The sequence below is a fragment of the Burkholderia sp. E168m15 genome (genome assembly GCF_016586105.1).
Classification (GTDB): domain Bacteria; phylum Pseudomonadota; class Gammaproteobacteria; order Burkholderiales; family Burkholderiaceae; genus Burkholderia; species Burkholderia orbicola.
Genome location: NZ_BCPO01000079.1, coordinates 87,272 through 112,234 on the forward strand (window position 1 = coordinate 87,272; position 24,963 = coordinate 112,234).

Annotated in this window: 21 protein-coding genes; 14 read left to right on the plus strand and 7 right to left on the minus strand. The window is 68.7% G+C overall.

Annotated elements, in window-relative coordinates:
• Positions 1-170: 170 nt before the first annotated feature.
• Positions 171-1,346, minus strand: a complete 1,176-nt coding sequence (locus JMF86_RS13390) for an MFS transporter (RefSeq protein WP_054928047.1) — start codon at positions 1,344-1,346, stop codon at positions 171-173.
• 147 nt (positions 1,347-1,493) lie between these two features.
• Between JMF86_RS13390 and JMF86_RS13395 the strand changes: the two genes are divergently transcribed.
• The 8 genes from JMF86_RS13395 (at position 1,494) to lnt (ending at position 9,832) form a co-directional block, all read left to right on the plus strand.
• Positions 1,494-2,426, plus strand: coding sequence for a LysR family transcriptional regulator (locus tag JMF86_RS13395; RefSeq protein WP_006477876.1), 933 nt, complete (start codon positions 1,494-1,496; stop codon positions 2,424-2,426).
• Between the two features lie 209 nt (positions 2,427-2,635).
• Positions 2,636-4,009: a tRNA (N6-isopentenyl adenosine(37)-C2)-methylthiotransferase MiaB gene (gene miaB, locus JMF86_RS13400; RefSeq protein WP_006477875.1), complete on the plus strand. Its 1,374-nt coding sequence runs from the start codon at positions 2,636-2,638 to the stop codon at positions 4,007-4,009.
• A gap of 33 nt (positions 4,010-4,042) precedes the next feature.
• Positions 4,043-5,089, plus strand: coding sequence for a PhoH family protein (locus JMF86_RS13405; protein ID WP_006477874.1), 1,047 nt, complete (start codon positions 4,043-4,045; stop codon positions 5,087-5,089).
• A 142-nt stretch (positions 5,090-5,231) separates the two neighbouring features.
• Complete coding sequence (gene ybeY / locus JMF86_RS13410) at positions 5,232-6,008, plus strand: rRNA maturation RNase YbeY (protein WP_011546160.1); 777 nt, start codon at positions 5,232-5,234, stop codon at positions 6,006-6,008.
• A gap of 12 nt (positions 6,009-6,020) precedes the next feature.
• Complete coding sequence (locus JMF86_RS13415) at positions 6,021-6,653, plus strand: gamma-glutamylcyclotransferase (protein WP_011546161.1); 633 nt, start codon at positions 6,021-6,023, stop codon at positions 6,651-6,653.
• Between the two features lie 88 nt (positions 6,654-6,741).
• On the plus strand, positions 6,742-6,891 hold the full coding sequence (locus tag JMF86_RS13420) for a hypothetical protein (RefSeq protein ID WP_164728356.1): 150 nt from the start codon (positions 6,742-6,744) through the stop codon (positions 6,889-6,891).
• A gap of 297 nt (positions 6,892-7,188) precedes the next feature.
• A complete protein-coding gene (locus JMF86_RS13425; protein WP_006477871.1) occupies positions 7,189-8,076 on the plus strand; it encodes an HlyC/CorC family transporter in 888 nt (295 codons plus the stop codon).
• Between the two features lie 52 nt (positions 8,077-8,128).
• Entirely contained in the window at positions 8,129-9,832 is a 1,704-nt protein-coding gene (lnt, locus tag JMF86_RS13430) for an apolipoprotein N-acyltransferase (RefSeq protein ID WP_011546163.1), read from the plus strand.
• An 81-nt stretch (positions 9,833-9,913) separates the two neighbouring features.
• Here lnt and JMF86_RS13435 read toward each other — a convergent pair whose 3' ends face one another.
• Positions 9,914-11,560: a hypothetical protein gene (locus JMF86_RS13435; RefSeq protein WP_041489247.1), complete on the minus strand. Its 1,647-nt coding sequence runs from the start codon at positions 11,558-11,560 to the stop codon at positions 9,914-9,916.
• Between the two features lie 283 nt (positions 11,561-11,843).
• Here JMF86_RS13435 and glyQ point away from each other — a divergent pair, with 283 nt between their 5' ends.
• From glyQ to JMF86_RS13460, 5 genes are read left to right on the plus strand one after another with little or no spacing between them, the layout of a single operon-like run.
• Positions 11,844-12,848 carry a glycine--tRNA ligase subunit alpha gene (gene glyQ / locus JMF86_RS13440; protein ID WP_006477868.1) on the plus strand — a complete coding sequence of 335 codons (1,005 nt, stop codon included), beginning with the start codon at positions 11,844-11,846 and terminating at the stop codon, positions 12,846-12,848.
• 22 nt (positions 12,849-12,870) lie between these two features.
• Complete coding sequence (gene glyS, locus JMF86_RS13445; RefSeq protein ID WP_011694393.1) at positions 12,871-14,970, plus strand: glycine--tRNA ligase subunit beta; 2,100 nt, start codon at positions 12,871-12,873, stop codon at positions 14,968-14,970.
• A 10-nt stretch (positions 14,971-14,980) separates the two neighbouring features.
• The gene (gene gmhB / locus JMF86_RS13450; protein WP_011546166.1) at positions 14,981-15,544 is read left to right on the plus strand and encodes a D-glycero-beta-D-manno-heptose 1,7-bisphosphate 7-phosphatase; all 564 of its coding nucleotides are present in this window, start codon (positions 14,981-14,983) and stop codon (positions 15,542-15,544) included.
• A gap of 43 nt (positions 15,545-15,587) precedes the next feature.
• The gene (locus JMF86_RS13455; RefSeq protein ID WP_011546167.1) at positions 15,588-16,352 is read left to right on the plus strand and encodes a 1-acyl-sn-glycerol-3-phosphate acyltransferase; all 765 of its coding nucleotides are present in this window, start codon (positions 15,588-15,590) and stop codon (positions 16,350-16,352) included.
• A gap of 45 nt (positions 16,353-16,397) precedes the next feature.
• Positions 16,398-17,285, plus strand: a complete 888-nt coding sequence (locus JMF86_RS13460) for a M48 family metallopeptidase (RefSeq protein WP_011546168.1) — start codon at positions 16,398-16,400, stop codon at positions 17,283-17,285.
• A gap of 100 nt (positions 17,286-17,385) precedes the next feature.
• On the opposite strand, the gene gloA is transcribed toward JMF86_RS13460, so the two are convergent.
• Entirely contained in the window at positions 17,386-17,769 is a 384-nt protein-coding gene (gloA, locus tag JMF86_RS13465; RefSeq protein WP_006477863.1) for a lactoylglutathione lyase, read from the minus strand.
• Positions 17,770-18,117: 348 nt separating this feature from the next.
• On the opposite strand from gloA, the gene JMF86_RS13470 reads away from it, so the two are divergent.
• Positions 18,118-19,053: a DMT family transporter gene (locus JMF86_RS13470; RefSeq protein ID WP_011546169.1), complete on the plus strand. Its 936-nt coding sequence runs from the start codon at positions 18,118-18,120 to the stop codon at positions 19,051-19,053.
• Between the two features lie 94 nt (positions 19,054-19,147).
• Here the strand turns inward: JMF86_RS13470 and rsmA are convergent, their stop codons facing one another.
• From rsmA to JMF86_RS13490, 4 genes are read right to left on the minus strand one after another with little or no spacing between them, the layout of a single operon-like run.
• On the minus strand, positions 19,148-19,975 hold the full coding sequence (rsmA, locus tag JMF86_RS13475; protein ID WP_011546170.1) for a 16S rRNA (adenine(1518)-N(6)/adenine(1519)-N(6))-dimethyltransferase RsmA: 828 nt from the start codon (positions 19,973-19,975) through the stop codon (positions 19,148-19,150).
• A gap of 47 nt (positions 19,976-20,022) precedes the next feature.
• Positions 20,023-21,012: a 4-hydroxythreonine-4-phosphate dehydrogenase PdxA gene (pdxA, locus tag JMF86_RS13480; protein ID WP_011546171.1), complete on the minus strand. Its 990-nt coding sequence runs from the start codon at positions 21,010-21,012 to the stop codon at positions 20,023-20,025.
• A gap of 10 nt (positions 21,013-21,022) precedes the next feature.
• A complete protein-coding gene (locus JMF86_RS13485; protein ID WP_011546172.1) occupies positions 21,023-22,381 on the minus strand; it encodes a peptidylprolyl isomerase in 1,359 nt (452 codons plus the stop codon).
• A 51-nt stretch (positions 22,382-22,432) separates the two neighbouring features.
• Positions 22,433-24,793, minus strand: coding sequence for an LPS-assembly protein LptD (locus JMF86_RS13490; RefSeq protein WP_011546173.1), 2,361 nt, complete (start codon positions 24,791-24,793; stop codon positions 22,433-22,435).
• Positions 24,794-24,963: the final 170 nt, after the last annotated feature.

Genomic DNA, 24,963 nt, shown 5'->3' on the forward strand with positions numbered 1-24,963 from the left:
CCGGAATCGGGTTGCGCCGGTCATTGGCGCGTATCGAGACGCTATCACCCGGCCTGGCACGGGCAAACGAAGTTATCTTCACACCGTTATCAGCATCGCGGAGGAATACGTTTCTCGCGAACCTTTTCCTGCCGCTATGGCGTCGCCGCGCAAGGCGTCGTGGCGACCGCTTACTGCGCCGCCGGCGCGGCCCCGCGCGCCGGGCCGCGCGCGTCGAGCCGCATCGCGAGCCACGTGACGACCAGCGCCGCGAACGTCACCGCGACCGCGACCCACGGCAGCGCATCGAGCGCGAAGCCATGTTCCAGCGCGAGGCCGCCAAGCCACGCGCCGCCCGCATTGCCGACGTTGAACGCGCCGATGTTCAGCGTCGACGCCAGATGCGGCGCGCTCGCGGCCTTCTCGACCACGCGCGCCTGCAGCGGCGGCACCGTCGCGAACGCGGCGATCCCCCAGACGAATACGGTCACGGCGGCCGCGACCGGCAGGTGGCTCGTCTTCGCGAACACGGCCATCACGGCCATCAGCGCAACGAGGATCGCGATCAGCGACGGCATCAGCGCGCGGTCGGCGAGCTTGCCGCCGATCGTGTTGCCGATCGTCAGCCCCGCGCCGAACAACACGAGGATCAGCGCGACCGCGCGCGGCGAGTAGCCCGACACGGTCTCGAGGATCGGCGCGATGTAGGTGAATACGACGAACACGCCGCCGAAGCCGAGCACCGTCATCAGCAGCGCGAGCCACACCTGCGGCTCCTTCAGCACGCGCACTTCGTGGCCGAGGCCGACCGGCCCGCTGTCGTGGCGGTTCGGCACCAGCGCGGCCACGCCGCCGAGCGCCAGCACGCCGAGCGCGGCGACGATCCAGAACGACGCGCGCCAGCCGAGCAACTGGCCGACGAACGTGCCGAACGGCACGCCGAGCACGTTCGACAACGTGAGCCCGGTGAACATCAGCGCGATCGCGCTCGCGCGCTTGTCGGCCGGCACGAGCGACGCGGCGACCACCGCGCCGATGCCGAAGAACGAGCCGTGCGCGAACGACGTGACGACGCGCGCGACCATCAGCATCGCGTAGCCGGACGCGGTCGCGCACAGCACGTTGCCGACGATGAAGATCCCCATCAGTAACTGCAGCGCGGCCTTGTGCGGCATGCGGCTCGTCAGCACCGCGAGCAGCGGCGCGCCGACCGCGACGCCGAGCGCGTAGCCGGTGACGAGCAGGCCGGCCGACGGCAGCGACACGACGAGGTCGTGCGCGACTTCGGGCAGCAGACCCATGATGATGAATTCGGTGGTGCCGATGGCGAAGGCGCTGATCGCGAGCGCCAGGAGCGGAATGGGCATGACGTTCTCCGGAAGGCGGCGGCCGCGGCGCCGGTTCGGTGCCGCACCGCACAAGAAAGCGGGATGTGCGCGCATTGTCCCGAAGACGCCTATATTTGATAATTGGCGTGGCATTTGAACCATTTTCAAAAATTTCTGGAAAATCGCATGGACCGACTGGGGGATATCCGGCTGTTCGTCGAGGCGGCGGAACTGGGCAGCCTGTCCGCCGCCGGGCGCAAGCTGAACCTCACGCCGGCCGCCGCGAGCGCGCGGCTTGCAAAACTCGAGGCGAAGATCGCGACGCGGCTGTTCGAGCGCTCGACGCGGCAATTGCGGCTCACCGACGAAGGCAAGCTGTATCTGAACTGCTGCCGCCAGGCGCTGCAGGCGCTCGACGACGCGGATGCGATGCTGCAGGAAGGCCGCAACGTCGTGAGCGGCAAGGTGCGGCTGTCGTCGACGTCCGATTTCGGCCGCCACCAGCTGCTCGACTGGCTCCACGAATTCACGACGCTGCATCCGGGCGTCACGTTCTCGCTGACGGCGTCCGATTCGTCGTCGAACCTGTGGCAGGACGAGATCGACCTCGCGATCCGCTTCGCCGCGCCGCCCGACGGCGCGCTGATCGCCCGCCGGCTCGCGACCAACCGGCGCGTGCTGTGCGCGGCGCCGTCGTTCGTCGAACGCCATGGCCTGCCGGCCGATCCGCACGATCTGGCCCGCTTTCCGTGCAACGTGATCACGATCGCATCCGGTCCGATGAACACCTGGCATTTCACGCGCGGCGACGAAGTGCAGATCCACACGGTGCCGGTGTCGACCGCGTTCGAGACCAACGACGGCGGCCTCACGCGCGAATGGACGCTGCGCGGCCACGGCATTGCACTGAAGTCGCTGTGGGACATCGCCGACGACGTCCGCGCGGGCCGGCTGCGCGTGCTGCTGCCCGACTGGCGCCACCAGGACGCGCCGCTGCACGCGATCTATCACAGCAAGCGCTACATGGCGCCGCGCGTGCGCGTGCTGCTCGACTTTCTCGCCGAGCGCTTCGCGCGCGAGGAAGCCGCGCTCGACGACCTGCTGAATGCGTGCCATTGATGGCCGCTCCTTAGGGGGGGTCGGAACCCCGGAGCCGGCGTCGCGCGCCCGCAACCGGCCGGCCGCCCGTCGTGGCACGAAAAGCTATAATGGAAGGCTTTCCCGACGGCCTTTCCTGCCCGATGCGCGCGATTCGCGTGCCGCACCCGGCCGTCCCGATTCACTCTTGACGACGCCCCCAGGTCAACCACTGCGAACGGCGAATCCCCATGACCAAGAAAGTTTACGTAAAGACCTTCGGCTGCCAGATGAACGAGTACGACTCGGACAAGATGGTGGACGTGCTCAATGCGGCCGAAGGCCTCGAAAAGACCGACACGCCGGAAGACGCGGACATCATCCTGTTCAACACGTGCTCGGTGCGCGAGAAGGCGCAGGAGAAGGTGTTCTCCGATCTCGGCCGCGTGCGCGAGCTGAAGGAAGCGAAGCCGGGCCTGCTGATCGGCGTCGGCGGCTGCGTCGCGAGCCAGGAAGGTGCGTCGATCGTGTCGCGCGCGCCGTACGTCGACCTCGTGTTCGGCCCGCAAACGCTGCACCGCCTGCCGCAGATGATCGACGCGCGCCGCGCGAGCGGCCGCGCGCAGGTCGACATCACGTTCCCCGAAATCGAGAAGTTCGACCATCTGCCGCCCGCGCGCGTCGAGGGGCCGAGCGCGTTCGTGTCGATCATGGAAGGCTGCTCGAAGTACTGCAGCTACTGCGTGGTGCCGTACACGCGCGGCGATGAAGTGTCGCGCCCGCTCGACGACGTGCTGACCGAAGTGGCCGGCCTCGCCGACCAGGGCGTGCGCGAAGTCACGCTGCTCGGCCAGAACGTGAACGCCTACCGCGGCGCGCTGACGGCCGGGTCGACCGACATCGCCGATTTCGCGACGCTGATCGAATACGTCGCCGACATCCCCGGCATCGAGCGGATCCGCTACACGACGTCGCACCCGAAGGAATTCACGCAGCGCCTGATCGACACGTACGCGAAGGTGCCGAAGCTCGTGAGCCACCTGCACCTGCCGGTCCAGCACGGCTCCGACCGCATCCTGATGGCGATGAAGCGCGGCTACACGGTGCTCGAATACAAGTCGGTGATCCGCAAGCTGCGCGCGATCCGCCCCGACCTGTCGCTGTCGACCGACATGATCGTCGGCTTCCCCGGCGAGACCGAGGACGATTTCGACAAGATGATGGCGCTCGTGCACGAGATGGGCTACGACACCAGCTTCTCGTTCATCTACAGCCCGCGCCCCGGCACGCCGGCCGCAAACCTCGCCGACGACACGCCGCGCGAAGTGAAGCTCAAACGCCTGCAACATCTGCAGGCGACGATCGAGGAGAACGTCGCGCGCATCAGCCAGTCGATGGTGGGGAAGGTCGAGCGAATCCTCGTCGAGGGCCCGTCGCGCAAGGACCCGAACGAGCTCGCGGGCCGCACCGAGAACAACCGCGTGGTGAATTTCCCGGCGCCGCTCGCGTCGCACCCGCGCCTGATCGGCCAGATGATCGACGTGAAGATCAACCATGCGTACCCGCACTCGCTGCGCGGCGAGCTCGTGCTCGTCAGCGACGACGCGAGCACGGCCACCCACTGACCGACTGACGCCCGACAGGAGCCCGACGCTACTTTGAAGACCGTCCAAGCACTGGAATTCACCGCCCCGCGCGATGACAACGCGCGCCTCGCCAACCTCTGCGGCCCGCTCGACGAGAACCTGCGGCAGATCGAACAGGCGCTCGACGTCACGCTCGCGCGGCGCGGCCATCGGATCACGATCCGCGGGCGCGGCGCCAAGCTCGCGCTCGCCGCGCTCGAAAACTTCTACAACCGCGCGCGCGATCCGCTGTCGGTCGACGACATCCAGCTCGCGCTGGTCGAAGTGCGCCATACGGCCGGCAACGGCCGCCAGGACACGGTCGACGTGCGCTTTCGCGGCGATCCCGATCATCCGTTCGACGAACCCGTCGCGCAGCTCGACGCCAGCGAGCCGGAGGAAGAGCCGGGGCCGAAGCTCTATACGCGGCGCGCCGACCTGCGCGGCCGCACGCCCGCCCAGCGCGAATACCTGAAGCAGATCCTGCAGCACGACGTGACGTTCGGCATCGGGCCGGCCGGCACCGGCAAGACCTACCTCGCGGTCGCGTGCGCGGTCGATGCGCTCGAGCGCGACCAGGTCAAGCGGATCGTGCTGACGCGCCCGGCCGTCGAGGCCGGCGAGCGGCTCGGCTTCCTGCCGGGCGATCTCGCGCAGAAGGTCGACCCGTACCTGCGGCCGCTGTACGACGCGCTGTACGACCTGCTCGGCTTCGACAAGACGGCCAAGATGTTCGAGCGCCAGATGATCGAGATCGCGCCGCTCGCGTACATGCGCGGCCGCACGCTGAACCACGCGTTCATCATCCTCGACGAGGCGCAGAACACGACGCCCGAGCAGATGAAGATGTTCCTCACGCGGATCGGCTTCGGCTCGAAGGCGGTCGTGACCGGCGACACGAGCCAGGTCGACCTGCCGCGCGGCCACAAGAGCGGCCTCGTCGAGGCGCAGCAGGTGCTCGGCGGCGTGCGCGGCATCGCGCTCACGCGCTTCACGAGCGCGGACGTGGTGCGCCATCCGCTCGTCGCGCGCATCGTCGAGGCGTACGACGAATTCCACGCGCAGCACCAGGACGGCTGAGCGGCGGCGCCTGCGCGCTGCCCCGGCCCGGCCCGCCAGACGGCGCGCCGGGCTTTTTTTTCGCCCGCACGCAGCCGGTCCGAATTCGGGCGCGATCGGCCGTTTGGTGTATCCTCAACGCGTCCCAATCGCCGTACGCGTCATGAAATCCTCCCGTTCCCGCAAGTCCGGCCGCGCCCCGTCCGCCGCGCCCGAATCCCCCCGCCTTTCGCTGTTCGACGCGAAGGGCAAAGCCCGCACCGTCAACGCGCAAGGGCTGCGGATCGACTTCCCGGACGGCCGCAGCCTGATGTTCGACCTGTCGGGCAGCTCGGGCGACGCGGCCGTCGCGATCGTCGCGCAGCACAACGATCCGGCGATGCGCGCGAAGCTCGCGCTGCAGCCCGAGCACTACGACAGCGTGACGCTGCACGTCGGCGCCGAATTCGCGCCGCGCGAGGACGACCCCGAAGACGAGCCGCGCGCGCTGGAGCTCGACCTGTCCGTGCAGTACGGCGACGAGATCACGAGCGACGTGCGCAAGACGCTGCCGAAGCGCAAGCTGATCGCCGAGTGGATCGAGCCGGCGCTGTTCGCGAGCGCGCAGCTCACCGTGCGCTTCGTCGGCGAAAACGAAGGCCGGACGCTGAATGCCGGCTACCGCCACAAGGACTATCCGACCAACGTGCTGACCTTCGCGTACGACGCGGCACCCGACGGCACCGTGATCGGCGACCTCGTGCTGTGCTGCCCGGTGGTCGAGAAGGAAGCGCACGACCAGGGCAAGCCGCTCGCGGCCCATTACGCGCACCTGCTGGTGCACGGCGCGCTGCACGCGCAGGGCTACGACCACGAGACGAGCGACGAGGACGCCGCCGAAATGGAAGCGCTCGAAGTCGACATCCTCGCGAAACTGGGTTTCCCGAACCCGTACCAGTAAGCCGTCCGCCCGATGCGTAACGCCGCGATGCTGCCGCCCGCCTACCCGCCGTCGATCGGCGAAGGCCGTCTGCTGACGGAAGACGAGCTCGCGGCGTCGCTCGCGCATACGATGCGCGACTGGGACGGCCAGCAAGATCTCTGGCTGTTCGGCTATGGCTCGCTGATCTGGAACCCCGGCCTGCCGACCGTCGCCGCCGTGCGCGGCAAGGTGCACGGCTATCACCGCGGGCTCTACCTGTGGTCGCGCGTGAACCGCGGCACCCCCGAACGGCCGGGCCTCGTGCTCGCGCTCGATCGCGGCGGCTCGTGCTCGGGCATCGCATTCCGGCTCTCCGGCCCGACCGCGCAGCCGCATCTCGAGACATTGTGGAAACGCGAGATGCCGATGGGCTCGTACCGGCCTGCGTGGCTGCCGTGCTCGCTCGAGACCGGCGAACGCGTGAACGCGCTCGCGTTCGTGATGCGCCGCGACGCACCGACCTATACGGGCAAGCTGCCCGACCCCGTCGTGAAGGAAGTGTTCGGCTGCGCGGCCGGCCGCTACGGCACGACGCTCGACTACGTGAGCCGCACGGTCGACGCGCTGCGCGCGAGCGGCATCCCCGACCGCGCGCTGGAAGGGTTGCTGGCGCGATGCCGGTGATCCCGCAGATCCCGCACGACGCGCGGCCCGCCACCATGCGACACCGCTCAGCCAGCGCATCCCGCGCATCCGCACGAGGACACACCCGATGAAACCGTCACGCCGGTCGCGTTGCAGGATCGCCGCGCTGCTCGTCGCCGCGAGCGTCGCACTGTCCGGCTGCGGCATACTCGGCTGCGGCGGCGCAGCCACCAACGGCGCGGCCGCCGGCGGCTGCTCGGCCGGCATGCGATTCTGAGCGGCGCGTGAGGCGGGCGCCCGCCTGCGGCAGAATGCCGCCGTCACGGCCGATTTCCCGCGTCGGGCCGCGCCGCGCTTCCCGCCAGCGTTTTTTGGCCGCCACGCCCCGCCGACCCTTTCTGCGATAGGATGGACCCGAAGACGACGCCGCGCCCGGCGCGGCCGTCCGCGAGCGGGGCCCGCGCGAGCCGCCCATCCTGGCCGTGCGGCCGGGGTGACACGGTCGCGTCGTGCCCTTGGTGTATCCTTGCCTACTCCGTGACCGCGCGCTCCGGCATGACCCGGGCGCACCACCATGAACGATTCGTATCCCAGTCGTAAGCCAACCGACAAACCGCAAGAAAAGCGCTCGCTGCTCGAGCGCCTGACCGACTTCATCTCGCCCGAGCCCGAATCCCGCGGCGAGCTGCTGGAAATCCTCCAGGACGCCCACGAACGCAACCTGATCGACGCCGATTCGCTGTCGATGATCGAAGGCGTGTTCCAGGTCTCCGATCTGTGCGCCCGCGACATCATGGTGCCGCGCGCGCAGATGGACGCGATCAACATCGCCGACAAGCCCGAGGATTTCATCCCGTTCGTCCTCGAAAAGGCGCACTCGCGCTATCCCGTGTTCGAGGAGAACCGCGACAACGTGATCGGCGTGCTGCTCGCGAAGGATCTGCTGCGCTTCTACGCCGAGGAAGAGTTCGACGTGCGCGGGATGCTGCGCCCGGCCGTGTTCATTCCGGAATCGAAGCGCCTGAACGTGCTGCTGCACGACTTCCGCGTGAACCGCAACCACCTGGCGATCGTCGTCGACGAATACGGCGGCGTCGCGGGCCTGATCACGATCGAGGACGTGCTCGAACAGATCGTCGGCGACATCGAGGACGAATACGACTTCGACGAGGAAGCCGGCAACATCATCTCGGGGCCGGACGGCCGCTACCGCGTGCGCGCGCTCACCGAGATCGAGCAGTTCAACGAGGTGTTTGGCACCGATTTCCCCGACGACGAAGTCGACACGATCGGCGGGCTGATCACCCATCATTTCGGACGCGTGCCGCACCGCGGCGAGAAGCTGCAGCTCGGCAACCTCGTGTTCGAAATCCAGCGCGGCGATGCGCGCCAGGTTCATGTGCTGCTGGTGCGCCGCAACCCGCTCGCCAGCCGTCGCGCCGAAACCTCGCACGAAGACTGACCGCTCCGCGCCAGCCGCGCCTCCTTCAACCGCTCGCCCTCTTCCGCTTCACATGGACGATCCGATCCCGTCCCGCCCGGCTGGCGGCCTTCTCGCGCCGGCGCCCGGCCGCGCGCTGCCGCGCTGGCACTATCCGGCCGCGCTGCTCGCCGGCGCGGCCAATACGCTCAGCTTCGCGCCCACGCCGCATGGCGGTTGGCTGCAACTCGTCGTATTCGTCTGGTTTTTCGCACAGCTGACGCGCACGTCGAGCTGGCGCGGCGCCGCGCTCACCGGCGGCGCGTTCGGCTTAGGCAACTTCATCACCGGCGTCTGGTGGCTCTACATCAGCATGCACGTGTACGGCGAGATGGCCGCGCCGCTCGCGGGCGGCGCGCTCGTGCTGTTCTCGCTGTACCTGTCGCTGTACCCGGCGTTCTCGGCCGGGCTGTGGTCGTTCTGCGCGGGCCATGCGTGGCACCGCCGCGAGCCCGACCCGCGGCCGTTCTCGCCGACCTGGCACGGCGCGTTTGCATTCGCGAGCGCGTGGGCGCTCGGCGAATGGCTGCGCGGCACCGTGTTCACCGGCTTTCCGTGGCTCGGCAGCGGCTACCCGCAGGTCGACGGCCCGTTCGCGGGCTTTGCGCCGGTCGTCGGCGTGTACGGGATCGCGTGGGTGCTCGCGCTGTTCGCCGCGCTGGTCGTGCAGGCGCTCGCCGCCGCGCGCCCGTCGCCGGGGCGTGACGGCGGCGCCGCCGCACCGAGCGGCAACGCCCGCGTGCGCATCGCCGCGCCGGCCGCCATCGCCGTCGCGCTGGTCGCGGCCGGCGTCGGGCTGTCGCAGGTCACGTGGACCGTGCCTGCCAACGCCCCGCTCACCGTGCGGCTGCTGCAGGGCAACGTGAAGCAGGACATCAAGTTCGAGCAGGAAGGCATCGACGCGGCGATCAAGATGTACCAGCAGATGATCGTCGAGAAGCCGGCCGACCTGATCGTCACGCCCGAGACCGCGATCGCGGTGATGATCCAGGAGCTGCCCGAGCCGTTCGCCGTCGCGATCCGCAAGTTCAGCGACACGACCGGTTCGGCCGTGCTGTTCGGCGCGGTCGGCGCGTCGGTGACCGAGGACGGCCACTACGTCGACTACACGAACAGCCTGTACGGCGTGACGCCGAATTCGCGCGACATCTATCACTACGACAAGCATCACCTCGTGCCCTTCGGCGAATTCATCCCGTGGGGCTTCCGGTGGTTCGTCAACCTGATGAAGATGCCGCTCGGCGACTTCGCGCGCGGCGCGCCGGTGCAGAAGCCGTTCCTCGTGCACAACCAGCCGGTGATGGCCGATATCTGCTACGAGGACTTGTTCGGCGAGGAAATCGCCGCGACGATCCGCGACAACCCGCAGCCGCCGGGCGTGCTCGTCAACGTGACGAACCTCGCGTGGTTCGGCGACACGATCGCGCTCGACCAGCACCTGCAGATCGCGCGGATGCGCTCGCTCGAAACGGGCCGGCCGATGCTGCGCTCGACCAACACCGGGATGACAGCCGCGATCGACGCGCACGGGCGCGTGCTCGGCCAGTTGAAGCCGTTCACGATCGGCTCGCTCGACGTGCGGATCGAAGGCACGAGCGGCTTCACGCCGTACGTGACGAGCGGCAACAACATCGTGCTCGCGGTGTCGCTGGTGCTGCTCGCGTTCGGCTTCACGTTCGGGCCTGGGCTGCGCCGGCGCAATGGCCGGAAGCAGCACGGCGGCGACGCAGCGAAATGACGCAGCGGGCCGCCGCCGCGCGCGGCGGCCCGTGACCGCGAACCGGCCGGCCGCTCAGGCCTGCCGGTCCGATTGGTCCAGTTAGTCCAGTTGGCCCAGTTGCTCCGGCTGCGCGGCGATGCGCCGCAGATCGCGGCTGACTTCCTCCATCACCGGCGCCCACGCGCCGAACGTCGGCTGCCGGTACAACGTCGCGGTCGGATACCACGGGCTGTCCCGGCGCTCGAGCAGCCACGGCCAGTGCGGATTCACGTCGAGCAGCACCCAGGTGCGCGCGCCGAGCGCGCCGGCCAGATGCGCGACCGACGTGCACACGGTGATCACGAGATCCAGCGCGCCGATGAACGCGGCCGTATCGTCGAAACTCGTCAATTCGGCCGTGTAGTCCTCGATCGCGAAACCGGCCGCGCGCGCGGCGGCGACGTCCGTGTCCGCACCCGGCTGGAGCGAATAGAACGTGACGCCGTCGATGCCGCGAAACGCGTCGGCGTAGCGCTCGAGCCCGACGCGCCGGAACGGATTGCGCTGGTGGCCCGCACTGCCCGTCCACACGAGCCCGACCTTCAGCCGGCCGTCGCGGGCGAGCCGCGCGCGCCACGCGTCGCGAGCACCCGGCTCGGCCCGCAGGTACGGCACCGAGGCGGCGAGCGTCGACGCCTCCATGCCGAGCATCAGCGGCAGGCCGATCAGCGGCACTTCGTAATCGAATGCCGGCAACGCATCGATGCCGCCGCCCGCGCCGAACACGTCCGCGTGCGCACCGAGGCTGCGCTGCATCAGCGTGCCGAGCGCCGGAAACGTATTCCACGCGAGCCGGCCGCCCTCGCGATGCACGCGCTCGGCGAGCGGCACGACGAAGCGGCAGAACTGCAGCACGTCGCCGAGCCCCTGCTCGCCCCACACCAGCAGCGTCTTGCCGGCGAGCGGCTCGCCCTGCCAGCGCGGGCCCGGCAGCGCCGGCCGGCGGCCGCGCAACTCGCCCGCGCCGTCCCAGCGCGCCTCGTGGCCGCGCCAGCCGGCCGCGTGGTTGCCGCGCACGAGCTGGATGATCGCGAGATTGAAACGGAACGACGCATCGTCGGGCGCCAGCTCGCATGCGCGCGCCGCATGGCGCTCGGCCTCGTCCCAGCGCTGCGCCTCCTTCATCGCCATCGCGACGTTGTTCATCGCGAGCGCGTTGTCGGGCGCGAGGTCGGCGAGCCGCGCTGCGCACGCGAGCGCAGCGTCCAGGTCGTGCGTCGCGATCCGCGCGACGACGAGGTTGATCCATGCCTGCACGTCCCGCGGATCGTGCTTCACGGCCGCGTCGAGCAGCGCGATTTCTTCCGCGCGATCCGCGCCCGACAAGCGCAGCGCGATCGCGAGGTTGTTGCGCAGCGACGGCCAGCCGGCATCGATCGCGAGCGCCGCGCGGTACGGCGCGACCGCATCCGCGTGACGGCCGGCCATCTGCAGCGCGTAGCCGTGGTTGAAGTGCGTGGCCGCGCCCGGCTGCACGCGCACCGCGCATTCGGCGAGCGCGAGCGCGTCGGCCGGGCGCTGCCGCGCGACGAGCGTCGTCGTGAGCCGCACCAGCGCATCGGCATCGACCGCATGCAGATGGGCCGCAGCGGCCAGCCACAGATCGTGCGCGGCGCGCTCGCCGCGCGCCTGCGCGTCGGCGGCCTGCCCGAGCAGCGCGAGAAACGGCGGAAGCAGCGGAATCAGGATGTCGTTCGGGTCGTCCATGCAGTCGGCGTCGGCAAGCGGTGACGCGGCACGCGTGGCGCACCGCAATACGCGCATCTTACCGCCCGCGCGACGCGCCGCGGCATGGGCGCCGCGCACGTGTGCGCAGGCCGCCGGACCGGTGCGGCGGTGCCCGCATCTGCCTTCCGGCCGCATCCGGTCGCCGATCCGGTAAAATTACGCGTTTCAGCACACTAACAAGCCGCGCCGCCGCGCGAGCCGACCCTCCGGGCCCGCCCGGAGCGCCGTCCGCAACGGAGCGCCAGCGCCACGAAGGCTCTTCATGCTTACGTTTCAGCAAATCATCCTGACGCTGCAGTCCTACTGGGACAAGCAGGGTTGCGCCCTGCTCCAGCCCATCGACATGGAAGTCGGCGCGGGCACGTCGCACGTCCACACGTTCCTGCGCGCGGTCGGCCCCGAGCCGTGGCGCGCCGCGTACGTGCAGCCGTCGCGCCGCCCGAAGGACGGCCGCTACGGCGAAAACCCGAACCGCCTGCAGCACTACTACCAGTACCAGGTCGTGCTCAAGCCGGCGCCGGAAAACATCCTCGACCTGTACCTCGGCTCGCTCGAGGCGCTCGGCTTCGATTTGAAGCAGAACGACGTGCGCTTCGTCGAGGACGACTGGGAAAACCCGACGCTCGGCGCGTGGGGCCTCGGCTGGGAAGTGTGGCTGAACGGGATGGAAGTCACGCAGTTCACGTATTTCCAGGAAGTCGGCGGCCTCGAATGCAAGCCGGTGCTCGGCGAGATCACGTACGGCCTCGAGCGCCTCGCGATGTACCTGCAGAAGGTCGAGAACGTGTACGACCTCGTGTGGACCGAGTGGGAAGAGCAAGGCCCGAACGGCCCCGAGCTGCGCCGCCTGTCGTATGGCGACGTGTACCACCAGAACGAGGTCGAGCAGTCGACCTACAACTTCGAGCACGCGAACGTCGACCTGCTGTTCACGTTCTTCAACAGCTACGAAGCGGAAGCGAAGAAGATGATCGACGCGCAGCTCGCGCTGCCCGCGTACGAGCTCGTGCTGAAGGCCGGCCACACGTTCAACCTGCTCGACGCGCGCGGCGCGATCTCGGTCACCGAGCGGGCGGCGTACATCGGCCGCATCCGCGCACTGTCGCGTCTCGTCGCGCAGGCTTACTACGACTCGCGCGAGAAGCTCGGCTTCCCGATGCTCGGCAACCCGCCGGGCGTGCCGGGCCTCACCACCGACGCCCAGGACGCCGCGCAGCCGGCATGGGCGCCGCCGCTCAAGGTCGAACGCAAGATCGATCAGGACTGACGAGACGAGATTCAATCCAACCATGACGCACAATCATCCCGCCCCCCTGCTCGTCGAACTGCTGACCGAAGAGCTGCCGCCGAAGGCCCTCGCGCGCCTCGGCGACGCATTCGCCGAAGGCATCGCGCAACGCCTCGCGGCGCGCGACCTCATCGAAGGCGAACTCGTGTTCGAGCGCTACGCCACGCCGCGCCGCCTCGCGGTCGTCGTGCAGAACGTGCGCGCCGTCGCGCCTGACAAACAGGTCCGCGAAAAGGTCCTGCCCGTGTCGGTCGCGCTCGACGCCGAAGGCAAGCCGACGGCCCCGCTCGCGAAGAAGCTCGCGGCGCTCGGCCACCCGAATGCGTCGATCGCCGATCTCGAACGCGCGCAGGACGGCAAGGCCGAAGCGTTCTTCATCAACTACTCGGCGGCCGGCGCCACGCTCGCCGACGGCCTGCAGGCCGCGCTCGACGAAGCGCTCGCGAAGCTGCCGATCCCGAAATTCATGACGTACCAGCGCCCGGACGGCTCGGACGTGAAGTTCGTGCGCCCGGTGCATCGCCTGACGGTGCTGCACGACGACCGCGTCGTGCCCGTCACCGCGTTCGGCGTCGATGCCGGCGACACGACGCTCGGCCACCGCTTCCTGTCCGACGGCCTGGTCGCGATCCAGCATGCCCGCGCGTATGCCGACACGCTGCGCGACAAGGGCCGCGTGATCGCGCACTTCGCCGATCGCCGCGAAACGATCCGCACGCAGCTGAACGAACATGCGAACGGCGACACGGTCGTGATGCCCGAGTCGCTGCTCGACGAAGTCACGTCGCTGGTCGAATGGCCGGTCGTCTACCCGTGCCGCTTCGAGGACGAATTCCTGCAGGTGCCGCAGGAATGCCTGATCCTCACGATGCAGACGAACCAGAAGTATTTCGCGCTGACCGACGTCGCCGGCAAGCTGCGCTCGCGCTTCCTGATCGTGTCGAACATCGAGACGAAAACGCCGGGCGAGATCATCGAAGGCAACGAGCGCGTCGTGCGCCCGCGCCTCGCCGATGCAAAGTTCTTCTTCGAGCAGGACAAGAAGAAGCCGCTCGCCGACCGCGTGCCGCAGCTCGCGAACGTCGTCTATCACAACAAGCTGGGTTCGGCGCTCGCCCGCGTCGAGCGCCTCGAGGCGCTGGCCGGCGAGATCGCCCCGGCGATCGGCGCCGACACCGCGCACGCGAAGCGCGCCGCGCGCCTCGCGAAGGCCGATCTGCTGACCGACATGGTCGGCGAATTCCCGGAACTGCAGGGCACGATGGGCACGTACTACGCGCGCCACGACGGCGAAGCCGACGACGTCGCGCTCGCATGCGCCGAGCACTACCAGCCGCGCTTCTCCGGCGACGCACTGCCGACCACGCCGGTGTCGACCGCCGTCGCGCTCGCGGACAAGCTCGAAACGATCGTCGGCATCTGGGGCATCGGCCTCGCGCCGACCGGCGAGAAGGACCCGTTCGCGCTGCGCCGTCACGCGCTCGGCGTGCTGCGCCTGCTGCTCGAAAAGCAGTTGCCGCTCGATCTCGTGTCGCTGTTGCACACGGCCCACGCACGCTTTGCCGGCGTGCCGGGCGTCGCCGAGTCGACGGACGCCATCTTCGCGTTCTTCATGGATCGCCTGCGCGGCCTGCTGCGCGAGCGCGGCTATTCGGCCGGTGAAATCGACGCGGTGCTGAGCCTGAACCCGACGCGCATCGACGATCTCGTCGCGCGCCTCGACGCGGTACGCGAATTCACGCGCCTCGCGGAAGCCGAAGCACTCGCGGCCGCGAACAAGCGGATCTCGAACATCCTGAAGAAGTCGGAAGGCGGCGCGAACGGCGCGGTGCAGCCGACGCTGCTCGTCGAGGCCGCCGAGAAGGCGCTGCACGAACAGCTCGCGGCCGTCACGCCGCACGTGCAGTCGCAGCTCGAGGCGCGTGCGTACACGGGCGCGCTGTCGGCGCTCGCCGCGCTGCGCGTGCCGGTCGACACGTTCTTCAACGACGTGATGGTCAACGCGGAAGATCCGGCCCTGCGCGCGAACCGTCTCGCGCTGCTGTCCGCGCTGCACCAGCAGATGAACTGCGTCGCCGACATCTCGAAGCTCGCCGCATAAGGGCCGCACGATGCCGACCAGCCCCAACCGAAAGCTCGTCGTCCTCGACCGGGACGGCGTGATCAACGTCGATTCGGATGCGTTCATCAAGACGCCCGACGAATGGATCGCGCTGCCCGGCAGCTTCGAGGCGATCGCCCGGCTCAACCACGCGGGCTACCGCGTGGTCGTGGCGACCAACCAGTCCGGCATCGGTCGCGGGCTGTTCGACATGGCCGCGCTCAACGAGATGCACCTGAAAATGCATCGCGCGGCGGCCGCGGTCGGCGCACGCATCGACGCGGTGTTCTTCTGCCCGCACACGGCCGAGGATCACTGCGACTGCCGCAAGCCGAAACCGGGCATGATGCAGATGATCGCCGAGCGCTTCGAGATCGATCCCGCTCACACGCCGGTCGTCGGCGATTCGCTGCGCGACCTGCAAGCCGGCGTCGCGGTCGGCTTCCAGCCGCACCTCGTGCTGACCGGCAAGGGCAAGAAGACGCTCGCCGCAGGCAATCTGCCGGACGGCACGAAGGTCCACGACGATCTGCGCGCGTTTGCGCTCGATTTTCTTTCACACGAACACGAGTGATGCGGCTGCCGCGCGCATCCTCCCCAACGCCAGACTCACGCCGATGCGCTTCGTCCGCTCCCTGCTGCTGCTGATCTACTTCATCCTGTACACGGTGCCGTACGCCACCGCGTGTTTCATCGCGTTCCCGTTCATGCGCCCCGACGCGCGCTACTGGATGGCGGCCGGCTGGTGCAAGTCGACGCTGTGGGTCGTGCGCTGGCTGAACGGCATCCGCTACCGGATCGAAGGGTTCGAGAACCTGCCCGACGGCCCGGCCGTGCTGCTGTCGAAGCACCAGTCCGCGTGGGAGACGCTCGCGTTTCCGGCGCTGATGCCCAAGCCGCTGTGCTATGTGTTCAAGCGCGAGCTGCTGTACGTGCCGTTCTTCGGCTGGGCGCTCGGGCTGCTGCACATGGTCAACATCAATCGCAAGGAAGGCAAGAACGCGTTCGCGTCGGTGATCCGCCAGGGCAAGAAGCGCCTGTCGGAAGGCGCATGGATGATCATGTTCCCCGAAGGCACGCGCACGCCGGTCGGCAAGCAGGGCAAATACAAGACGGGCGGCGCGCGCTTCGCGATCGAAACCGGCACGCCGGTCGTGCCGATCGCGCACAATGCAGGTCGTGTGTGGCCGCGCAACTCGTTCACGAAATTCCCGGGCGTCGTCACGGTGTCGATCGGCAAGCCGATCGCGAGCGAAGGGCTGACGCCCGACGCATTGAACTCGCAGGTCGAAGCGTGGATCGAAGCGGAAATGCGCCGCATCGATCCCGAGGCGTATCGTCAGGCGGGCAACGCCGGCACCCGCGATGCCGCGCGCGCCTGACGCCCCGGATTGCAGCCGTTGCGTACGACAAAAAGAAGCGAACTGATGAAACAGCGTCCGCGGCCACGGCCTGCCGTCGTGGCCCTCGATCATCGCCAGATGGATCTGCCACTCTTCGACGGGCCGGCCGCTGCGCCGTCGGCGCCTGCCGCCCCGCCGGCACCGCCCGAAGCCGCCCCCGCCGCGCCGCTCGATCCGGGCCGGGCGCCCGATCGCTCGCGCGTGCGCACGTTCGCGCTCGACAGTCGCGTGCTCGAATACCGGCTGAGGCGCTCCGCGCGCCGCACGATCGGCTTCACGATCGACGGCAGCGGGTTGTCGATCACCGCGCCGCGCTGGGTCACGCTCGCCGATATCGAAGCGGCGATCGCCGAGAAACAACGCTGGATCTTCGCGAAGCTCGCGGAGTGGAAGACGCGCACCGAGCAGCGCGCGCTGCCGCAAATCGACTGGCGCGACGGCGCGCAGCTGCCGTATCTCGGCAAGACGGTGACGATCGCGCTCGGCGCGGGCGCCGTCGCGTTCGACGCCGATGCGCTGCGGCTGTCGCTGCCGCTGCCCGTGCAGGCCGACATGCAGCAGATCAAGGATCGCGTGCAAGGCTGGCTGCAGGGCGAAGCGAAACGCATCTTCGGCGAACGCCTCGTGGTCTACGCGGAAAAGCTCGGCGTCACGTATTCGATGTATGCGCTGTCGTCGGCCGCGACGCGCTGGGGCAGTTGCTCGAGCGACGGCAAGATCCGCCTGAACTGGCGGCTGATTCATTTCCCGATGTCGATCATCGACTACGTCGTCGCGCACGAGCTGTCGCACCTGCGCGAGATGAACCACAGCCCGGCCTTCTGGCAGACCGTCGAATCGATCTTCCCCGAGTTCCGCGAAGCACGGCACACGCTCAAGCATCACCCGCCCGAGCTGCTGCCGTCGCTTTGACGCGCACGGCTTCGGCGCCAACGAAAAGGGCGATGCGGATTATCCCGCATCGCCCTTTTTCGCTGCCGCGGCGCATGCCGCGGCCCGGTTCGTCCGGCGCTTACTTCTTCTGGATGAACTCGATCTTGTAGCCGTCCGGATCCTCGACGAACGCGATCACGGTCGTGCCGTGCTTCATCGGGCCCGCCTCGCGCGTGACCTTGCCGCCTTGCGCCTTGATCTTCTCGCAGGCCGCGTACGCATCGTCGACCGCCACCGCCAGATGGCCGAAACCGTTGCCGAGATCGTAGGACGGCGTCTCCCAGTTGTGGGTCAGCTCGATCACGGTGCCCGTGCTCTCGTCTTCGTAGCCGACGAACGCGAGCGTGAACTTGCCTTCCGGATAATCCTCGCGACGCAGCAGCTTCATGCCGAGCAATTCGGTGTAGAACTTGATCGAGCGGTCGAGATCGCCGACTCGCAGCATCGTATGCAGCAAACGCATGTGTTGTACTCCTGTGGGGACTTTCCAGAACCGGAAATTCTACCGGAGTCGGGTGAATCTCGCCGGGGGCGCCTAGCCCGGGGGCGCAGCCGATGCAGCGTGTCGGCTGCACCGGCGCGAGCAAGAGTGCAGCGGCGGAAACGGCACGATCCAGCTCGCCCGGTCACCGCGCCGATCGGGTAACATCCTTCCACTTCGCACCAAAAGCGGGCATGCGAGCCGCCGCCCGACCGCGACCACCCTCTTTCGTTGCCGCCACACTGCCGTGCGAAACCGCCGATTCGAGCGCGCCGGACGCGCCGCCCGCCTAACCTCGTTGCCGCCATGCCCGCCCCACGAGGCGCGCCGATGACCGCGCTTGCCGCCGCCCCCGTGCGCCGCACCCTCGATACACGTGCCGTCGGCCTGATGTTGCTGCTGTGCGCGATCTGGGGCTTCCAGCAGGTCGCGATCAAAAGCACGAACGCCGCGATCGCGCCGATGTTCCAGGCCGGGCTGCGCTCGGCGATCGCCGCGCTGCTGCTATGGGGCTGGGCGCGCTCGCGCGGCACGCCGCTGTTTCAGGCGGACGGCACGTTCGGTGCGGGGCTCGCGGCCGGTGCGCTGTTCGCCGGCGAATTCATCTGCGTGTTCTTCGGGCTGACGCTGACGAGCGCGTCGCACATGGCGATCTTCCTGTACACGGCGCCGTGCTTCACCGCGCTCGGCCTGCACCTGTTCGCACCGGGCGAGCGGCTGCAGCGCGCGCAATGGGCCGGCGTCGGCCTTGCATTCGCCGGCATCGCGCTCGCGTTCGCGGACGGCTTCCTGAAGCCGCGCATGCCCGGCGCGTCCGTGCTGGCCGGGCTCGCCGGCGACGCGCTCGGCATCCTCGGCGGCGCGATGTGGGCCGCGACGACGGTCGTCGTGCGCTCGACGGCGCTCGCGCGGGCCAGCGCGAGCAAGACGCTGTTCTACCAGCTCGCGGTATCGGCGCTCGTTCTGGTCGCGCTCGCCGCGCTGTGCGGCCAGATGTCGTTCGCGCAGGTCACGCCGGTCGCGCTCGCGAGCCTCGCGTACCAGTCGGTGATCGTCGCGTTCGTCAGCTACCTGTCGTGGTTCTGGCTGCTGACGCGCTACAGCGCGTCCCGGCTGTCCGTCTTCACGTTCCTGTCGCCGCTGTTCGGCGTCGCGTTCGGCGTGCTGCTGCTCGGCGAATCGGTCGGCTGGCGCTTCATGTCGGCGGCCGCGCTCGTGCTGACCGGCATCGCGCTCGTCAACGCGCCGCCGCGCCGGCGGGCGTGACGGCCGGCGCAACACGCGCGGGCAATAAAAAAGGCTGCCGGTCGGGCAGCCCTCTTCGATACGGCCGGGGGTGGGCTCGCGCCACGCGCGTCCGTCATCCGGCCTTGCGCAGCGCCGCCAGCGCCTGCGCGACGCCGACGTATTCGGCCACGCTCACGTCCTCCGCCCGGCGCGCGAGATCGAAGCCGAGCGCATCGAAATCGATCGTCTCGCGGTAGTCGCCGAGCGTATTGCGCAGCATCTTGCGACGCTGCGAGAACGCGGCCGTGACGATTTCGCCGAGCAGTACCGGATCGACGTCCGGCAGTTCGTGCGGCTCGTACGGAATCATCCGGACGATCGCCGAATCGACCTTCGGCGGCGGCTGGAACGATTCCGGCGGCACGTCGAGCATCTTTTCCATCACGTAGCGGTACTGCAGCATCACGGACAGCCGCGAAAACGCCTTCGTGCCCGGCTCCGCGACCATCCGCTCGACGACTTCGTTCTGCAGCATGAAATGCTGGTCGATGACCGCATCGGCGAACGTCATCAGGTGAAACAGCAGCGGGCTGGAAATGTTGTACGGCAGATTGCCGACGATCCGCAGCGACGGCTTGTCGCCGGGCGCCGCGAGCGACCGGAAGTCGAACGCGAGCGCGTCGCCCGCGTGCAGCTCCAGCAGCGCGCCGAAGCGTTGCTGCAGGCGCCCGATCAGGTCGCGGTCGAGTTCGACCGCGTGCAGCGGCGACTCGGGCGTCGCGAGACGCTCGATCAGCGGCCCGGTCAGCGCGCCGAGCCCCGGGCCGATCTCGACCATCCGCTGGCCGCGCGCGGGGCCGATCGTCGCGACGATCGAGTCGATCACGCCGTGATCGACGAGGAAGTTCTGCCCGAAGCGCTTGCGCGCGAAATGGCCTTGGTGCTGTCTGCTGTTCGACATCGACTGAATGAAACGAAAAATACGACGAATGGGGTAAACCGGCAGCGTCAGGCTGCGCGGCGATGGCGCGCCATCGTGACGGCCGTATCGAGCGCGGCGATCATGCTGCCCGGATCCGCGCGGCCCGTGCCGGCCAGATCGAGTGCGGTGCCGTGATCGACCGACGTGCGGATGATCGGCAGCCCGAGCGTCACGTTGATGCCCTCGCCGAACGTCGCGTACTTCAGCACGGGCAGACCCTGGTCATGGAACATCGCGAGTACGCAATCGGCATCGGCCAGATGGCGCGGCTGGAACAGCGTGTCGGCCGGATACGGGCCGCGCGCGTCGATGTGTTGCGCGTTCGCGCGGGCCAGTGCCGGCGAGATCACGTCGATCTCCTCGCGGCCGAGATAACCGTTCTCGCCCGCGTGCGGGTTCAGGCCCGTCACGAGGATGCGCGGTGCGGCGAGACCGAAGTCGCGCCGCAGGTCACGATCGATGATCGCGAGCGTCTCGACGAGCCCGTCGATCGTCAGCGCGGCCGATACGTCCTTCAGCGGCAGGTGCGTGGTCGCGAGGGCGACACGCAGCGGCCGGTGGCCGGTGCCGGCCAGCATCATCACGACGCGCGGCGTATGCGTGCGCTCGGCCAGGTATTCGGTATGGCCGGTGAACGGCACGCCCGCATCGTTGATCGTGCTTTTCTGCAGCGGTGCGGTGACGATCGCGTCGTACCGGCCCGCCAGCGCGCCGTCGATCGCCGCGTCGAGCAGGCCGAGCACGTACCGGCCGTTCGCCGCGTCCAGCTTGCCCGCCTGCGCGGGCACGGCCAGCGCGTGATGCGCGACCGACACCTGCGCGCTGCCGGCCAGCGTGGCCGGGTCGGCGCCGACCGCCGCGGCCCGCGCGTCGAGCAGCGCCGCATCGCCGAGCACGGTGAAATGCGCATCGGGCCAGCGCTGCGCGGCGTCACGCAGCGCCTGCACGGTCAGCTCCGGGCCGACTCCCGCGGGTTCGCCGGTCGTGATCGCGATCTGCAGCGCGGGCGTGGTCATTGATGCTCGCTCAGTTCGCCGGGCCGACGCCGCCGATCTTGTACTGCACGTACGACGAGTCGCGCAGCTCGCGCAGCCAGTCGGCATACGCCTGCTCGGCCTTGCGCTGGCCGATCGCCTGACGGGCGATGTCCATCTGCTGCTGCACCGACCCTTCCGCCTCGCGGCGGTTCAGCACCTGGATCAGGTGGTAGCCGTATTCGGTACGAATCGGCTGACTGATCTGGCCGTCCTGCAGGTTGTTCATCGCGCGCTCGAATTCCGGCACGGTCTCGCCCGGGCTGATCCAGCCGAGATCGCCGCCCTGCGACGCGGAACCGTCCTGCGAATAGGTGCGCGCGAACTTCGCGAAATCGCCGCCGGCCTCGACCTGGTTGCGGATGTCGACCAGTTGCTGGCGCGCCTGGCCTTCGGACTTGCCTTCGCCGACGCGCAGCAGGATATGGCGCACGTGCGTCTGGACGATCTTCGGCGCCGCGGCGCTCGCGCCCTGGCTCTGGCGGCGATCGACGAGGCGCACGATCTCGAAGCCGTCCGGCACGCGGATCAGCGTCGGGTTGACCTGGCCCGGGCGCAGCTTCGACGCGGCGTCGACGACGTCGGCCGGCAGCGCGCTCGGCGACTTGAAGCCGAGATCGCCGCCCTTCTTCGCGTCGTTCGCTTCGGAGTTGTTCTTCGCGAGGCGCTCGAAATCGGCGCCCGACTTCGCCTGCTGCAGCAGCGCGTCGGCCTTCTTCTGCGCGGCCTCGATGTCGGCCTGCGGCGCGTTGGTGGGCGCCTTGATGAAGATGTGCTGGAAGCGCAGGTCCTGCTGCTGCGACGCGTTCGGCCCGCGCTGGCTCGCGATGTAGTTCGCGACCTCGGCGTCCGACACCGTGATCTTGCCGTCGACCTCGCGCTCGCGCAGCTTCGACAGCATCAGCTCGGTGCGCGCGTCGTTCGTGAAGATGCTCCAGGGCACGCCTTGCGCCTCGAGGCGCCCGCGGTACTGGTCGAGCGTCATCCCGTTCGCCTGCGCGAGACGCTGCAGCGTGGCCTGCACGGTCGCGTCGTCGATACGGATTCCGTCGTCCTTGGCCTTCTGCACCTGGATACGCTCGAGCACCATCTGGTTCAGCACCTGCGCGCGCAGCTGGTCGGCCGGCGGCACCGGCGCGTTCTGCTGCTGCAGCCGGCGCGCGATCAGGCCGACGCGCTGGTCGAGTTCGCGGCCCGTGATCACGTCGTTGTTGACGACCGCGACGACTTCGTCGGCGAGCTGCGCACCTTGCGAACCGAGCGCCTGCGCCGCGGCCGGCGCGGCGACGAGCAGCGCGGCGGACGCGGCGAGGCTGGACACGACTGCCGCGAAACGAAGGGTTTTCTTCATTGCCACTGGAACTCCATTGAAATCGTGCTGACCGGTGCAGACATGCCGGCGTTACTCGTAGTTGCTGAAGCGGGACATCGGCGGCGGCGGCGGCGGCAACGGCGTGTAGCCCGGCACCCCGGCGCGGAATGCGGACACGAGGCCGTTGTCGACGGTCGACAGGCCCTTGAGCGTCAGCTGCATCATGAATCGCGTCGACGAGTTCTGCTGTCCCGACGAATTGATGCCGTTCGCGGCCCGCTGCACCCCGACCCCGAGCGCCCAGCAATCCGCGTCGTATTGTAAGCCGACCAGACCGTCGACCACGCGATCTCCGGCGAGGTCGTAGTTGAAACGGCCGATCGCATACAGGCGGCGCGTGAGCGGCCATTGCGCGGACACCAGGAACTGGTTGATCGGCTGGTTGTCGAGGGTGGTGTTCGCACGCGTATAGCGGTAGCCGACGTTGATCACGCGGCGCTCGCCCGGGCTGTAGCCGAAACCGACGCTCGACTTCACGAGCTGGTTGTTGTTCTGGTTGTACTGGAATGCCGTCTCGGACATGAAGCCCGAGCCGAGCTTCAGCGCGGCGCCGACGATCAGGTCGGAGTGGCGCGCCAGCACGGCGGCCTGCCCGGGGTTCAGCGTGACGCGCTGATCGGCGAAGTAGTACTGCTGCGCGATCACGAAGCGCGCGCGCTCGTCGCCGGTGCGCGGATCGATGAAGCGCGACGTCAGGCCGGCCGTGATCCGGTTCGCATCGGCGATCCGGTCGTTCCCGACGAACGTGTTCGGCTGGTAGATTTCCGCGAGGCCGAAGTCCGATTCCGCGGTGTCGAACAGCGGCGCGTTCGACTGGTCGCGATACGGCGTGTACACGTAGTACAGGCGCGGCTCGAGGGTCTGGATGAAGTCCTGGCCGAACAGGCGCACCGAGCGATCGAAGATCAGGCCCGTGTCGAAGGTCACGGTCGGGATCGACTCGGTGAAGCGCTTCGGGCTGTTCGGCGTGGTCGACGACAGGTAGTTCAGGTCGTACGACGCGAAGTGGTACTGGACCTTCGGCACGACGAAGTAGCCGGGGCCGTACACGCCGTACGAGATGTACGGGTTGAAGACGATCCGGTCGCCTTCGGTCGCATCGGCGGTCGTGATGCGGAACCGCGAATAGTCGGCTTCCGCGCCGAAGTCGAACCCGCCGACGTTGTACTTCGTGTACTTCACGTTCAACTGCGGCTCGCGGCTGTACGGCGCGATCGACGGCGGCAGCGTCTGCCAGTGCTGGTAGCGCGCGAGCACCGACCACGGGCCGTTGTTGTACGTGAGGCCCGCTTCCTGCTGGTACAGCGTCTGCGTCCCGTTGATGAACTGGTTCGCCGAGCCGAGGTCTTCGGGATACGTGTTGTCCGAGACCTTGTTGTAATAGACGTAGCCGCCGAAGCCGCCGCCGAAGTTCTGCTGGTGCTGCCAGTAGATCGCGTAGCGGTTGCGGTGCGCGAGCCGGTCATCCGGCAGGTAATTGGCCGTAAACGTGCCCGAATACGACGGCGACAGATAGCGGAACGTCGCTTCGGTCATCACGCCGCGCCGCGAGATGATGCGCGGCGTGAGCGTCAGGTCGCGGTTCGGCGCGATGTTGAAGTAGTACGGCAGCGACAGCTCGAAGCCGTTGCTCGAGTTCATCGAGAACGTCGGCGGCAGCAGGCCGCTGCGCCGCTCGCCCGACAGCGGGAACGTCATCCACGGGCTCGCGAAGATCGGCACGCCCTGGAAGAACAGCACGCCGTTGCGCGCGGTGCCTTCGTCGGCGCCCGTATCGAAATCGAAGCGGCTGCCCTTGATGTACCAAGCGGGGTTCGTCGAGCACTGGCACGCCGTGTACGTGCCGTTGACGAACACCGAGCGCTCGTTGTCGACCATGTCGACACGCTCCGCGCTGCCCGAGCCGCCCGTCACGTTGAAGTGATACTTCGGCGCGGTCATGAAGCCCTGGTTCGCCTCGATCTTCAGGTGCGCCTCGGGGCCGGCGAACGACGTGCCGCCATTGATCACCTTGACCTGGCCGTACGCATCGGCCATGTCGGTATCCTGATCGTAGTGGATCGCGTCGGCCTTCACGACGGCGTCGCCGCGCCGCAGCTCGGCCGAGCCCTTCGCGGCGAGATCCTGCTCGGCGGTGCCGCTCGTATGGTCGGCGATCACGAAGGCGGCCGGCTTCGCGCCGTCCTTCAGCGGATGATCCTCGAGCTGGGGCGCGAGACGCAGATCCCACGGCGAGTCGAGCGGCTGCGGCTGCGCAGCCGCGCCCGACAGCTGCGCATACGACACGGCCGGCACGAGGCCGGGCACGGCCAGGAGCGCGAGCGCGAGCCGCCGTTTGCGCGGCGCCCCGTCACCGGGGAAAACATTCGGGAATAGCGGTTTGGGCGGCATCTATCGTTTGGCGAATCGCCCCTTGTCAACCGCGCCTGCACGGCACCTCGCGCGCGGCGGCCGCGCCGTCGAGCCGCGACTGCGGCTCTTCGCAAACCGGGGAGGCGATCGGGCGGACGGCGCGACAGGCGGCGGGCCTGCACGGCGGAAGCTGACGCGGGGCGCGTCAA

Excerpts from the sequence above, each read along its gene's own strand:
- JMF86_RS13460 (WP_011546168.1), top strand. The coding sequence starts at position 16,398 with ATGAAACAGCGTCCGCGGCCACGGCCTGCCGTCGTGGCCCTCGATCAT.
- JMF86_RS13455 (WP_011546167.1), top strand. The coding sequence starts at position 15,588 with ATGCGCTTCGTCCGCTCCCTGCTGCTGCTGATCTACTTCATCCTGTAC.
- JMF86_RS13390 (WP_054928047.1), bottom strand. The coding sequence starts at position 1,346 with ATGCCCATTCCGCTCCTGGCGCTCGCGATCAGCGCCTTCGCCATCGGC.
- rsmA (WP_011546170.1), bottom strand. The coding sequence starts at position 19,975 with ATGTCGAACAGCAGACAGCACCAAGGCCATTTCGCGCGCAAGCGCTTC.
- JMF86_RS13485 (WP_011546172.1), bottom strand. The coding sequence starts at position 22,381 with ATGAAGAAAACCCTTCGTTTCGCGGCAGTCGTGTCCAGCCTCGCCGCG.
- lnt (WP_011546163.1), top strand. The coding sequence starts at position 8,129 with ATGGACGATCCGATCCCGTCCCGCCCGGCTGGCGGCCTTCTCGCGCCG.
- miaB (WP_006477875.1), top strand. The coding sequence starts at position 2,636 with ATGACCAAGAAAGTTTACGTAAAGACCTTCGGCTGCCAGATGAACGAG.
- gloA (WP_006477863.1), bottom strand. The coding sequence starts at position 17,769 with ATGCGTTTGCTGCATACGATGCTGCGAGTCGGCGATCTCGACCGCTCG.
- JMF86_RS13490 (WP_011546173.1), bottom strand. The coding sequence starts at position 24,793 with ATGCCGCCCAAACCGCTATTCCCGAATGTTTTCCCCGGTGACGGGGCG.
- pdxA (WP_011546171.1), bottom strand. The coding sequence starts at position 21,012 with ATGACCACGCCCGCGCTGCAGATCGCGATCACGACCGGCGAACCCGCG.
- glyQ (WP_006477868.1), top strand. The coding sequence starts at position 11,844 with ATGCTTACGTTTCAGCAAATCATCCTGACGCTGCAGTCCTACTGGGAC.
- JMF86_RS13420 (WP_164728356.1), top strand. The coding sequence starts at position 6,742 with ATGAAACCGTCACGCCGGTCGCGTTGCAGGATCGCCGCGCTGCTCGTC.
- JMF86_RS13425 (WP_006477871.1), top strand. The coding sequence starts at position 7,189 with ATGAACGATTCGTATCCCAGTCGTAAGCCAACCGACAAACCGCAAGAA.
- glyS (WP_011694393.1), top strand. The coding sequence starts at position 12,871 with ATGACGCACAATCATCCCGCCCCCCTGCTCGTCGAACTGCTGACCGAA.
- ybeY (WP_011546160.1), top strand. The coding sequence starts at position 5,232 with ATGAAATCCTCCCGTTCCCGCAAGTCCGGCCGCGCCCCGTCCGCCGCG.
- JMF86_RS13470 (WP_011546169.1), top strand. The coding sequence starts at position 18,118 with ATGACCGCGCTTGCCGCCGCCCCCGTGCGCCGCACCCTCGATACACGT.
- JMF86_RS13415 (WP_011546161.1), top strand. The coding sequence starts at position 6,021 with ATGCGTAACGCCGCGATGCTGCCGCCCGCCTACCCGCCGTCGATCGGC.
- JMF86_RS13435 (WP_041489247.1), bottom strand. The coding sequence starts at position 11,560 with ATGGACGACCCGAACGACATCCTGATTCCGCTGCTTCCGCCGTTTCTC.
- gmhB (WP_011546166.1), top strand. The coding sequence starts at position 14,981 with ATGCCGACCAGCCCCAACCGAAAGCTCGTCGTCCTCGACCGGGACGGC.
- JMF86_RS13395 (WP_006477876.1), top strand. The coding sequence starts at position 1,494 with ATGGACCGACTGGGGGATATCCGGCTGTTCGTCGAGGCGGCGGAACTG.